Source organism: Nocardia sp. NPDC023733 (assembly GCF_040639775.1).
Taxonomy (GTDB): domain Bacteria; phylum Actinomycetota; class Actinomycetes; order Mycobacteriales; family Mycobacteriaceae; genus Nocardia; species Nocardia rosealba.
On sequence record NZ_JBFAAN010000003.1, the window covers coordinates 607,951 to 620,265 of the forward strand.

Sequence of the window (12,315 nt, forward strand, 5' to 3'; positions counted from 1 at the left end):
CATTTGTGAAACGGCCGGAGTGTGCAACCGGAGAAAGCGCCGGTTGCACACACTGCCGCTCTTTTCGAAACTCGGGTATGGTCGCCCCAGCCGCCTCTTCCGCGGCCGGGCCGCAAACGGGTGACGAGTGGGCTTTGATTGTGACTGGAACAATTCCTGAACCGACGCTTGACGAATTTCTGCATAAATCGGCGGAGAAAAGAATCGACTGGGTGAACTCGTCCGACGGGTTCACCACGGGCACAGTGGAACGGGTCGGCCTGTTTCTCTCGTTCGCGCGGCCGCGCACCTGCCTGCCCGGCATGCTCGCGTTTTACCTGGGTTGTGTACTGCTGGACGTGCCGATGGGTATCGACGTTCTGCTCGGCTTCTTCGTCACGTTCCTCTACAGCGCCGTGGCCAACCTGTTCAATGCCTATTCCGATATCGCGGAAGACAATCAGAACATCCCGGCCCGGCTGTACCTGCTCGGCCTGTACGGGCGCCGGCGACTGCTGCGGAGCAGCTACGCCGCCGGTGCGGTGATGCTCGTGGCCGCAGTCGTGGTGAGCCCGGCATTCCTGCTGCTCACAGCCCTGTGCCTGCTCATCGCTCATCAGTACTCGTTGGCGCCGCTGCGGATGAAGGCGCGGCCGATGGGTTCGCTCGTGTTCTTCGCGCTCGATGTGGCATTGCCGTTTCTGATGGCGCCCGCCGTCGCGGCGAACGGTCCGGCGATCGCGGGAAATTGGTCCTTCCTCAGTATGGCCGCATATTTGTTACTCTGGTTCGTCGCCAAGGGATTCGTGAAGAACCTGCCGGATTTCGAGGGTGACCGGGAAGCCGGGTTGTCGACCTCGGCCACCATTTTCGCGACACGGCAGCAGGCGGCTCTCGCTGCTGCCGTCGCCACTGTTCTTGTTTATCTCGGGCCGCTTTTTCTGGTGGTCGCCGGACAATTCGAAGTGAAGTATTTGTTCGCTTTGGCCTGGTTCCCGGTGGCATGTGTGCAGGGCGCGCGGATGATCCTGCGCGACGACAATCAGTCGGCGAACAACATGCTGCGATTCGACATGATCGTATCGACCGGATATCTGTCGACCTGGGTGTTGCTGGCCGATCCTTCCATTTCTTCGCTGCTGGTCGTCGCCGGATCTTTGGTGGTCATTTTCGCTATGGACGCGCTGAAACTCGATACCCGCAAAAAGGAAGACATCGGGTGACGGCGGAAAGGATGACGGTGGTGCGCGACACGGTATTACTCGACGAATATCGATCCGGTGAGGAGGCCGATACCTCGGCGGCCGCGCTCGACCTGTCCAACAACGCGCTGCCCTTCGCGCCCCTGCCGAGCGTGCGCACCGCGATCGCCGACGAGGTGGAACACGCGGCCGCCTACCCTGCCGCCGCGTACGGCGATTTGCGCAGCGCCATCGCCGAATTCGCCGACTGCACATCAGATCAAGTCGTCGTCGGGCCGGGCAGTGTCGGTGTGCTCGCCTATCTGCTGCGCTGGGTCGCCGGCCACGGTGGCCGGGTCGTGTACGCGGTGCCCGCCTTCGACGCCTACGAACGGGTGGTCCTCGGCGCGGGCGGTATCGCGGTGCCGGTGATCGGGACACCGAATCGATGGCAGCCCTTGACGGAGATGGTCGACGCGGCGGGCGACGACGCTGCCGCGATCCTGATCTGCTCACCACACAACCCGACCGGTGAACAGGTGACGCCCGAGGAGATCGAGCAGGTACTGGCGCGGGTACCGGAGCACACGGTCGTCGTGGTGGACGAGGCGTATATCGAATTCGACCGGGACAACGACCGGTCGGCGGCCCTGCGAATGGCCAAGGAAAATCCCAATCTTGTTGTGCTTCGTACCTTTTCGAAGGCGTATGGGCTGGCGGGCCTGCGCGTGGGTTACGCGGTCGGACACGGTGACCTGATCGGCGCCTGCCGCTCGATGGCGATGCCGTTCGGGGTGAACCGGCTCGCGGTGGCCGCGGCCGTCGCCTCGCTCGGCGTGGTGAACGAGCTGGAGGCGCAGGTCGATTCGGTGATCGCGGTGCGGACGGAATTCGTCGCGGCCATTCGCGGCCACGGCATCGACGTGCCCGATTCGTCCGGCAACTTCGTCTGGGTGCCGACGCCGAATCCGGCGGCACTCGTGGCGCACCTCGCCGAATCGGGCATCGCGGTGCGCTGCTACCCGGACGCGGGCGTCCGGATCACGGTTCCTGCCAGGGGGCACCTCGCCGACGTCGTCGACGTACTCGCGCGGGGATACAGACGAGTGGAGGCACTGACATGCAGATGAACACCAACCTGGGCGCCGACGTGCTCGGGCGGCCGCGATTCGCCGACGCCCTCGTCGACCGGCTGATCGGCCACGACGTGCGCTACCTGTTCGGCATGCCTGCCGAATCGGTGAACTGCCTGGTCGACGCGGTAGGACGGCGGTCGGAGATCGACCTGATCGCGGTGCGTCACGAGAGTGCCGCCGCCTGGATGGCGGTCGGTTACGCGCAGGGGTCGGGCACCGTCGGAGTGTGCTTCGGCACGGCCGGTCCAGGCGCCACCCACCTGTTGCCCGGCGTGTACGGCGGGCTCTACGACCGGCTGCCGGTGCTGGCCATCTCCGGGCAGGTGGCGCGTGCCGAGATCGGCACGAAATCGTTCCAGGAGATCGACTCGGCGCGACTGTTCCGTGACGGAACGTGGCGGTCCACCGACATCGTCTCGCCCGATCAGCTCGCCGTCTTCGATCAGACAGTGCTGTCGGTGCGGCTCGAACAGACCTCCGCGCACCTGGCCGTGCCGTCCGATGTGCTCAACTCCCCCATCGAGGGGCTCGAGCAACAGAGCCCGTACCGGTTCGGCGCACGGACAGCGCCAGACGTGGACAAGAAGCGTGTCGAAGATCTGGCCGAATACCTTTGCTCCGCCCCGGGTGTCATCGTGCTCGGTGCGGGCGGCCGGGCGGTCGCGGACTGTGCGCTACTGCTCGCGGACGCGCTGGGTGTGCCGATCGCAGCCCTGCCCGAAGCGGGGATTCCGGACTGGTCGGTGCCGCCGGTCGAGGAGTCCGACGCCCGGCAGGTGCTGTTGATCGGCAGGCCGACCGCCGGTGTGGCACGGCACTTTCCGTCGCTCGAGCTGCTGCTCGAGATCACCGATGTGGCCACGTCGGGGTTCGACGAGGAGAGCAGGCGGATCGGGATCGCGGGGGAGGTCCCGCAGATCCTGCACGCGCTCGTGTCGGCCGTGTGGAGCAGGCGCGGTACCCCACCCGCGGCGAGTGCCCCTGTCGCACCGGCAGATCCGAACGCACCCGAGGGCTGGGGTGTGCTCGCCGATGCCCTCGCCGGTGCCTCGGTGGCCGTCGATCCCGGGGCGACGAGGGAACTCGCCCGCCGCTACCTCGGTGAGCGCGCGCAGCTGCACAGTTCCTGGAATTTCGAGGCGGAGGGTTCCGCGCTGCCGCTGGCCATCGGCCTGGCCCTCGCGAACGGTGCTCGCTCCTACGCGCTCACCGACCTGGACTCGCTCGACCAGTACATCTCCGAATTCTCCACTGCCGCAAGGTATGACGTTCCGGTCACGGTGGTATGCCGGGCCGAGCCCGGTGTGCCGGTGAGCGACCTGGCCAAGGCATTCGGTATCGGGGTGTTCTGGGCCGGTGACGCCACCGAACTGCGGTCGCGCCTGAGCGAGGACCGGCACGGTCCGGCGCTCGTCCTCACCTCGGCGCTCGAGGACGACCGCCCCGCTCCGGCACCGGATGTCGATGTCGTCGATTACGTCACCGATCTGTTCGCGGCACTCGCGCACCGGGGCATCGACTCCGCGTATCTGTCGAAGAACAGCCGCGCGCGGCTAGGTGCCACGGCTGAGCTGGACCTGCATGTCGTCGCCGATGTGCAGGCCGCGGCCATGCGGGCGACCGCGGCGTACAAGGCCGACGGAACCACCTCCTGCGCGGTGGTGACCTCGCCCGCCGAACTCCTCGGCCAGCTCAACGGGCTCTACGACGCCGCCTTCGACGACGCGTCCGTGGTGCTGGTCTCCGTCGAGACCACACCCTGGCTGCTCGATCCCGTCGACGTGCTCGCCGATATCGCCGCCGTCTCGGTGGTTCTCGACGGTGGTGCCAAGGACGCGGTCCGGTTGCGCGACGCGTTCGCGACCATCGCCGGTGGCGGCCGCGGCGTCACCCACATCCACGTGACACGCACGGCGATCGCCGCCCGCGACAGCGGCGCCCTCGTGGACAGCGCTCGGTCGTTCGCGATCCCACCGTCGTTGATCGGGCTGCCCGGCCGCGCCACCGCCGCACCCGAGGACATCGTGCGGGCCGCCGAACTCATCGGCGCCGCCGAGGACATCTCCATCATCGTGGGGCGCGGGGCGGCGGGTGCGCGACGTGAACTCGTCGAATTGGCCGCCCGCACAGGCAGTCCGCTCTACTGCACGATGGGCGCGCTGGCGGCCGACGTGGTCGGCGAACACTGCGCGGGACTTGTCGGCACCTCCGGGACCGACGACGCCATGCAGCGGGTCCGGCGCAGCGGGCTCGTCATCGTGGTCGGAGTGTCCTGGCGCGGTTCGGCTTTCGAGATGGTCGGCCACAACCCGGTGATCTCGGTGAACACCGATCCGCTCACCTTCCTTCGCCTGCCGTCGGATTCGGTCGGGCTGCTCGGTGACGCACGCGAAACTCTCGAAGCACTTGTCGGTCTGCTCGGCGAGAAACGCGGCGCACCCGAAGCCACCGAACGGCCGCGCCGCAAGCCGAGGGAGAGCGCACGCAAGCTGCGCGCCGCCACGGTTGCCCAGATCATCGACAGCGAACTGGCGCACCTGGACAAGCCGTCCACCCTGAGCGTCGACGTCGGCATCAACACGCTCTGGGCCTACCGCTACGTGCGCTCGGCGCACCGCTACCTGTGGACGGCCTCGTTCGCGACCATGGGATTCGCGGTGCCCGCCGCCGTCGACGTGGCCGTGCGCCACCCCGACGAGGTGTCCGTGGCGATCGTCGGCGACGGTGGTATCGGCATCACGCTGGCCGAACTGCGCAACGCCGCCGACGTGCGTTCGCCGCTGGTGATCGTGGTGTTCAACAACAACGCCCTGGCCGCGATCAAATTCGAGAGCTGGATCATGGGCTGGCCCGACCGTGCGTCGGGCTTCCACGAAATCGACTTCGCCGGGTTCGCCAGGCACTGCGGCGTGCGCGCGACAACGGTGCGCTCCGCCAAGGAGTTCGGCAACGCCTTCCGCACCGCACTCGCCGGTGACGGACCGACGCTGATCGACGCCAGAATCCCCGCCGCCGAAGCACCCGTGCTCGCCGGCCGCGCGCACATCCGCCAATTCGCCGGCCTGCTCACCGGGTGGGCCCGCGACGGCAAGAACGCCCGCACCGGCGCCCTGTCCACCCTGCTGGCCTTCGGCGCGGAGAAGGCGGTGCGCGTCGCGCGCCGCGCCGACCCGCGCCGGTGAAACCCGAGGAGATCGCGATGGCCGGAACACGCCCTGCCACCCCGCAGGCCATGTTCACCAGAATCGCACCGCGCTACGACGCGGTGAACTCGCTGCTCACCCTCGGCGGCGACAAACGGTTGCGCCGCCGCGCCGTCCGAGCGCTCGATCTGCGGCCGGGCGCCGAGGTGCTCGACATCGCCGCCGGAACGGCCGAGATCGGGGCCGCACTGGCGGCCGTATACCCGCTGCGCCTGTCGTATGTGGCCGTCGACCTCAACGAGCAGATGCTCGCCGTCGCCGCACAGAAGTTCGCCCGGCTGCGGCGCAAGCGGCCGAGCAACGACTGGCAGCTCGCTCTCGGCAGCGCGGAATCGCTCGACTTCCCGTCGTCGAGTTTCGACGCCGCCGTGATGTGTTTCGCCCTCGACGACATGGACGACCCCGCCGCCGCGCTCGCCGAAACGGTGCGGGTGCTACGCGCCGACGGGCGGTTCCTGCTGATCGAACTCGCCATGCCCGACAGCCCGCTGCTGCGCAACCTGCTGAAACTGCGGCTGCGACTCATCCGCGGTGCCGCCGCCATCGCGGGCATGGATTCCGTCGCCCACATGACCAGGGAAGTCGAACTCGATCGCGGCGTCGAACACACCCTCGCGCGCTGCGAGAACGCCGGCCTGGAACTGGAATCCACGGCCCGGCACCTCGGCGGGCTGGTCCGTGCCCACGTCTTCCGTAAGAGGAAAGGTTTGTGATGACCGAGAAATGTCCCCACGCCACGGCGGAGAAGGTGCCATCCGTCACCGGAATCACCAGTCGCAGGCTCTCCAACCGGCACCTGCCCGGTCCGCCCGGCCACCGGATCATGGGCTCCTATCCGGAATACGCCAAGGACCGCAACAAATTCCTGCGGGACGCGGTGCGCCAGTACGGCGATGTGGTGCGGATCAAACTGCCGCTGCGCGACCTGGTGGTGATCGCCAATCCCGAAGACGCCCACGCGGCGATGGGCGACACCTCCGGCGACTACAGCAAATTCGGCAACTACCATCCGGCAATTGCCAAGCGGCAGAACGGTTTGTCCTTCATCGAGGGCGAATTGTTCCGCGAGCGGCGACGCATCGTCAGCCCGCTGGTGACCCGCGACGGCCTCAAGAGCACCTTCCACGCCAATGCCGATGCCTACCTGGCGAGCCTCGAGTCGAATATCGCCGCCGCGACCGATGCCGACGGTGTGACCGACCTGCAAGAGGCGATCTTCCAGACACTGCTGCGTGGCGTGCTGGCCCAGACCTTCACGGAACCGTTCACGCCCAAGGAAATTCACGATCTGCACGACGGTCTGTCGACGTTCACGAAATTCCTCGGCTCCACGCTGAAGATCGCGGATCCGCCGAATCTGGTTCGCCCCTGGGGCAGGTACAAGATCCGGCCGTGGGCGGTGTACTCAGCCGGCAAGATCGTGCGCGACCGGGTGGTCGAACGGCAGAACTCGCCGTCGCTAGGCACCTACAACGACGTGCTCGACGGCATGCTCGCCGGCTATAAGAAGCTCAAGACCCCGATGACGTTCTGGGACTTGTGCTTCGACGTGGCGACCATGACCAGTGCCTCCTACGGCACGACGGCGGGCGCCATCACCCAGACCGTCGTGCGCACCTGCCTGGCCGAGGAAGCCAAGAACCGGCTGGTCGAAGAGGCGAGCTCGGTCGACCTGTCCAAGCCGACCATCGAATCGGTGCGCAGCATGCACTGGGTGAAGGCGTGCTTCGAGGAAGGCATGCGCATGCAGGGCCTTCCGCTGCTGCTGCGATTCACCGCGAGGGGCGCGAACTACCAGGGCTACGACATCGCGCCCAACACCATGCTGGGCGTGCCGATCTCGACGATCCACCGCGACCCGCGCTGGTGGACCGACCCCGATGTGTTCGACCCCGAACGCTTCTACGACCAGAGCAAGCGGGTCGACCAGCCGCGCGTGCTGCACTACCTGGCCTGGGGCGCGGGCCCGCACCGCTGCACCGGCGCACAGCTCGGCTACCTCATCGCGCCGTACCTGGTCGCGCTCATCTTCAGCCGCTACAAGATCGAGCTCCCGCCGAACTGGCAGCTCGTGGAAGACCCCGGCCTCGCGCCGATGATCAAGGGCGGCTTCAACGTCCGGCTCACCCCCCGATAACCCACCGACGAGAGATCTGAGAGATTCGCATGAAATTCGCAGAGCGGTACGACATCGCGGCCCCCATCTACGACCGGACGGCGTGGTTCCTGTCCCTCGGTGGCATCGACAAACTGCATCCGGGCCTGGTCGAAGGCCTGGACCTCACCGGAAAGAAGGTGGCCGACCTCGGGTGCGGCACCGGCCTCGCCTTCCCGGCGCTGCTCTCCGCCGTCGGACCGACCGGGCACGTGATCGGGGTGGACAACAACGCCGCCATCCTCGCCAAGGCGCAGAAGCGGGTCGACGAGAACCATTGGCCCAACGTCACTCTGCTCACCGAGGACATCGCCGAGCTGCCCGTGAACCAGGACGTGGACGTCCTGTTCAGCTGCATCGCGTTCAGCTGTGTGCCGCACCCGTCGGACAAGCTGGCCGAACTGCTCGGCAACCTCACGCCGGGCACCCAGGTGCGCATCATCGACGCGCTGCCGCGCACGTCGGGGCTGAGCCGGTACCCGATCAACGGCTACAACTTCGTGAAGTCGGGCATCGTCGGATCGCATTTCCGGGAGCTGCACCCGTTCGAGCAGGTCTTCCGTGACCGGCTGACCGATGTGGTCGTCGACTACCTGCACGGCGGCATGTACACCCGCCTGACCGGCGTCAAAGGCGCGTAGGCACTCCGCGCGCACCGGCGCCGACGTCGGTGCGCGCGGCCCTTGGTGACACTTTTCTCGAGAGACGGCCGAATTGAGTATCTGGGAACTGAAAGTCGACGGCGGTGGCAAGACATTCGGCGAAAGCACCGTGCTCGACGACGTGGACTTCCACGTAGACCGCGGTGAATTCCTCGCCGTGCTCGGTCCGAGCGGCAGCGGCAAATCGACGCTGCTGCGCGTGCTGGCCGGACTCGAACAGCTGACCACCGGAACCATCAGCTGGAGCACCGACGGCGCCCGCCCGCGTACCGGGGTGGTCTTCCAGCAGGCGCTGCTGCTGCCCTGGCTCACCGTCATCGACAACATCTCGCTCGCCGGCCGGTTCGCCGCGCACCGGCGCGAGTTCGACAAGGACTACCCCGAAATCCTGCTTGCCCGTTTCGGATTGGGGGCGCTGGCGCAGCGGTACCCCGGCGAGCTGTCGGGCGGGCAGGCGCAGCGCGTCGCAGTGCTGCGCGCCGCCGCCACCCGGCCCCGGCTGCTGCTGCTCGACGAACCGTTCAGCGCGCTCGACCCGGCCACCCGCCTGGACCTGCGGAAGTGGCTGGCCGAACTCGTCTCCGAGATCGAGGCGACGGTCGTGCTCATCACCCACGACGTCGACGAGGCGATGGATCTGGCCGACCGCATCGTGCTGCTCGACAAGGGCCGCATCCGGCGCGAATGGACCGAGGTGCGCGACGGCGGCGACGCGTTGCGCGCCGATATTCTCGGGCAGTACCACCCGGACGAAGTAGTGGTGTCGTGAGCGGGCTTTCACGACGTCACCTGCTCGCCGGAGCGGCCGGACTCACCGCGGCCGCCGGGCTCTACGGGTCGGCCGACCTGGTCCGCAGCGCGGCAGGCGCCGGGCAACGGCGCGAACAGGCACTGCGGATCGGGTACCTGCCGATCACCGACGCGGCACCGCTGCTGATCGCGCACTCGGCACACCTCTACCCCGCAGGGTCGGTGAGCAGCGCCAAACCGGTGATGTTCCGCAGCTGGTCGGGGCTGGCGGAAGCGTTCGTCTCACGACAGGTGGATGTGGCGCACCTGTTGATGCCCATGGCGATTCAGCTGCGGCAGGTGCTCGGGGCGAATGTGCGGGTGCTCGGGTGGAACCACACCAACGGGTCGGCGCTCACCGTCGCACCCGACATCACCGAGCTGGAACAGCTGATCGGAACCCAGGTGGCCATTCCGTTCTGGTGGTCGATCCACAACATCGTGCTGCAGAAACTCCTGCGCGCTCACGACATCACACCCGTGGTTCGCCGGACCGCCTCGCGCGCCAAGCGGACCGTCGAGCTCATCGTGATGAGTCCGTCGGACATGGTTCCCGCCCTGGCCAACAGGTCCATCTCCGGCTATGTGGTCGCCGACCCGTTCAACGCCATCGCCCAGATCAAGAAGATCGGGCGCATCCACGTGTTCCTCGGTGACGTGTGGCGTGAACACGCCTGCTGCGTGCTGGTGACCCGCGACGACGTGATCGCCGAACGACCGCACGCCGTCCAAGCCGTCACCGACGCGGTGGTCGCGGCGCAGCTACGCATCGGCACCGACCGGCCGCGCGCCGCGGAAGCGCTCACCGCCGGCAGCTACCTGCCGCAACCCTTGCCCGCCGTACGGACCGCGCTCGCCTACCCCAACCCGCCCTACCAGTTCCAGCGGCCCGACTGGTCGCCGCAGCTGGTGGGGTTCCAGCCCTACCCGTACCCGAGCTTCACCCGGCGGCTGGTCGAGGAGATGCACGAGACCGTCGTCGACGGCGACCGGGGTTTCCTCGACACCCTCGACCCGGCTCGCGCGCACAGCGAGCTCGTCGACGACACCTTCGTGCTGAATTCCCTTGCCGCACAGGGTGGGCAACAAGCGTTCGGGCTCACCGGCCTCGACCGAACTGAACAGGTGCACCTGCTGTGACTACAACGACCCAAGCCCCACCGAAAACCGGCTCGACCGTCTCGCGCTCGGTCCTGGCCAGGGTGTGGCCGCCGGTGCTCGCCGTGCTGGTCACCGTCGGGTTGTGGTGGACGGCGACCACGGTGTTCTCCCCGGAACACTCGCTGCTGCGCCGCACCGCGCCCCAGCACGTGCTGCCCGCCATCGCCGATCTGCACGAACGCGGTGTGCTCGTCGCCGACGCGGGAATCAGCCTGTGGCGGTTGCTGATCGGGCTCGCGATCGCCACCGTGCTCGGCGTGCCGATCGGGTTGCTGATCGGGCTCAGCACCCGGATCGAACAGGCCGCCTCGCCCGTGGTGCAGTTCCTGCGGATGATCTCGCCGCTGTCGTGGACCCCGATCGCCATCGCCGTCTTCGGCATCGGCAACCAACCGGTGTACTTCCTCGTCGCCGCGGCGGCGGTGTGGCCGATCATGCTGAACACGGTGGCGGGGGTGCACGCCATCGATCGGGGCTTCCTCGACGTGGCACGCTCGTTCCACGCGACCCGGGCGGAGCAGCTGCGCGTTGTCATCATTCCGGCGGTGCGCGACCACGTTCGTACCGGGTTGCGGCTCGGGCTCGGCACGGCCTGGATCGTGCTCGTGCCCGCCGAGATGCTCGGTGTGCGATCGGGACTCGGGTACCAGATCCTCAACGCCCGTGACCAGCTCGCCTACGATCAGGTGGTCGCCATCATCCTGGTGATCGGGGTCCTCGGATTCGCCGTCGATTTTCTTGCGGGCAGGTTGCCGGGGCGGTCCCTGAACAGCCGTACGTACCGATGATTATGTGATGTATGTCACTAGCATGTTTGACCCGGTCGGGTCGTGTTTGTGATTGAGCATGGGAAACCTCGTCTGCCGACGCGATGGGTTAGGGCAGCCTCACCCATGCCCCTGGAAACTGTGCTGGCATCAGGGGTTTCGGTCTACTAGGCTCCAGACGTTCTGTCTGCTGTGCCGGTCTTCACACTGCTCGGGGAGAAGTTGGGAGCATCTCACAAGGGTGCGTCCGCTTGACGAGTCTCGCGTGTCGCTTGATCGCACGCCGCACCACACCTGATGGATAGGAACTTCAATGAACATCCGTAAAACCGTTGCGGGTGCCGCCTTGGTTATCGGGGCCATGACGGTGGCCGCTGGGACCTCGCATGCTGAGCCCGTGGCGCCCGAGGGCATCAAGTACTCGGTGAAGCTGGTCGACAAGACCGTGGTCGCCACCGTGAAGAACGGGACCTTCTCGCTGGTGGAGCAGGAGGGGGAGACTCCCGAAGCGCCGAAGACCCAGGTGGCCGAGATCAAGGACAGCACCGGTGCTGTCGTCATGGCCATGCCGATCGCCTTCTCGATCTCCGGCACGGAGATTCCGACCAAGGCTGAGGTCGTCAAGGACTCCACGGTGCTCGAACTGACGCCGGAGCGTCCCCAGGGCGTCGAGATCGCCGCCCAGCCGGTCGCGGTCAAGCCGGTCCTGCAGGGCCAGGAGATCGCCTCCGCCCAGGAGAACCAGAAAGCGATCAACGACTTCTCTTCGAAGTTCAGCATCGGCACCGCCATCGGCACCTTCGTCGGCACCGCCATCGGCGCCGTCATCGGTTGCGTCGTAACCATCCCGCTCGGCTGCCTGCCCGGCCTGACGGTCGGCGCCGCAGCCGGCGGCATCATCGGGATGATCGCCATCGGCGGTCCGGTGATGGCTGTGACAGGCCTGGAACTGCTGCAGGTGCTGCAGGCGCCGGACGGTACTACTGTCTGGGCTGACAAGCCGAAGTAGAGGCTCGCTGTAGAAGCCCCGCTCCATTCGTGGAGTGGGGCTTTTTCGTGTGGTTGGGGTGGTTCGGTTATGTGCCGGGGTTGCAGCTGAAAGGGACCACCTTGGTGTTTTGTGCACCAGGGAGGTGCGGAAACCATCTTGGTGTTTTGTGCACCACAAAGGTATTGGGCTGTGTTTATTGGAGCGCTGGCGCGCTCGAGCGCGGCCCCTGGGGGGCCGCGCGAACAGCGCTCGAGACTCGCGCTTCGCGCATGCGCTTCGAGCGCTGTTCGC

At 67.0% G+C, this 12,315-nt stretch carries 10 protein-coding genes; all 10 read left to right on the forward strand.

Features of this window, described 5'->3' with window-relative positions:
- The first annotated feature begins 77 nt into the window (after nt 1-77).
- The 10 genes from AB0F86_RS18255 (at nt 78) to AB0F86_RS18300 (ending at nt 12,042) form a co-directional block, all read left to right on the forward strand.
- Nucleotides 78-1,202: a UbiA family prenyltransferase gene (locus AB0F86_RS18255; protein WP_356985532.1), complete on the forward strand. Its 1,125-nt coding sequence runs from the start codon at nt 78-80 to the stop codon at nt 1,200-1,202.
- Nucleotides 1,199-2,290: an aminotransferase class I/II-fold pyridoxal phosphate-dependent enzyme gene (locus tag AB0F86_RS18260; protein ID WP_356985534.1), complete on the forward strand. Its 1,092-nt coding sequence runs from the start codon at nt 1,199-1,201 to the stop codon at nt 2,288-2,290. The genes AB0F86_RS18255 and AB0F86_RS18260 overlap by 4 nt, the downstream gene beginning before the upstream one ends.
- Nucleotides 2,281-5,478: a thiamine pyrophosphate-dependent enzyme gene (locus tag AB0F86_RS18265; protein WP_357171691.1), complete on the forward strand. Its 3,198-nt coding sequence runs from the start codon at nt 2,281-2,283 to the stop codon at nt 5,476-5,478. Before AB0F86_RS18260 ends, AB0F86_RS18265 begins: the two co-directional genes overlap by 10 nt.
- Nucleotides 5,479-5,495: 17 nt before the next feature.
- Complete coding sequence (locus AB0F86_RS18270; RefSeq protein ID WP_356985538.1) at nt 5,496-6,212, forward strand: class I SAM-dependent methyltransferase; 717 nt, start codon at nt 5,496-5,498, stop codon at nt 6,210-6,212.
- Nucleotides 6,212-7,636 carry a cytochrome P450 gene (locus tag AB0F86_RS18275; RefSeq protein ID WP_356985539.1) on the forward strand — a complete coding sequence of 475 codons (1,425 nt, stop codon included), beginning with the start codon at nt 6,212-6,214 and terminating at the stop codon, nt 7,634-7,636. The genes AB0F86_RS18270 and AB0F86_RS18275 overlap by 1 nt, the downstream gene beginning before the upstream one ends.
- Before the next feature lie 29 nt (nt 7,637-7,665).
- Nucleotides 7,666-8,295, forward strand: a complete 630-nt coding sequence (locus tag AB0F86_RS18280) for a methyltransferase domain-containing protein (RefSeq protein WP_181698768.1) — start codon at nt 7,666-7,668, stop codon at nt 8,293-8,295.
- 130 nt (nt 8,296-8,425) lie between these two features.
- Nucleotides 8,426-9,085, forward strand: coding sequence for an ATP-binding cassette domain-containing protein (locus tag AB0F86_RS18285; RefSeq protein WP_225281713.1), 660 nt, complete (start codon nt 8,426-8,428; stop codon nt 9,083-9,085).
- Entirely contained in the window at nt 9,082-10,245 is a 1,164-nt protein-coding gene (locus AB0F86_RS18290) for an ABC transporter substrate-binding protein (protein WP_356985541.1), read from the forward strand. The genes AB0F86_RS18285 and AB0F86_RS18290 overlap by 4 nt, the downstream gene beginning before the upstream one ends.
- Nucleotides 10,242-11,054 carry an ABC transporter permease gene (locus AB0F86_RS18295; RefSeq protein ID WP_356985543.1) on the forward strand — a complete coding sequence of 271 codons (813 nt, stop codon included), beginning with the start codon at nt 10,242-10,244 and terminating at the stop codon, nt 11,052-11,054. Before AB0F86_RS18290 ends, AB0F86_RS18295 begins: the two co-directional genes overlap by 4 nt.
- Nucleotides 11,055-11,346: 292 nt before the next feature.
- Entirely contained in the window at nt 11,347-12,042 is a 696-nt protein-coding gene (locus tag AB0F86_RS18300) for a hypothetical protein (protein WP_067497071.1), read from the forward strand.
- Nucleotides 12,043-12,315 lie beyond the last annotated feature (273 nt).

Excerpts from the sequence above, each read along its gene's own strand:
- AB0F86_RS18265 (WP_357171691.1), top strand. The coding sequence starts at position 2,281 with ATGCAGATGAACACCAACCTGGGCGCCGACGTGCTCGGGCGGCCGCGA.
- AB0F86_RS18280 (WP_181698768.1), top strand. The coding sequence starts at position 7,666 with ATGAAATTCGCAGAGCGGTACGACATCGCGGCCCCCATCTACGACCGG.
- AB0F86_RS18255 (WP_356985532.1), top strand. The coding sequence starts at position 78 with ATGGTCGCCCCAGCCGCCTCTTCCGCGGCCGGGCCGCAAACGGGTGAC.
- AB0F86_RS18275 (WP_356985539.1), top strand. The coding sequence starts at position 6,212 with ATGACCGAGAAATGTCCCCACGCCACGGCGGAGAAGGTGCCATCCGTC.
- AB0F86_RS18300 (WP_067497071.1), top strand. The coding sequence starts at position 11,347 with ATGAACATCCGTAAAACCGTTGCGGGTGCCGCCTTGGTTATCGGGGCC.
- AB0F86_RS18270 (WP_356985538.1), top strand. The coding sequence starts at position 5,496 with ATGGCCGGAACACGCCCTGCCACCCCGCAGGCCATGTTCACCAGAATC.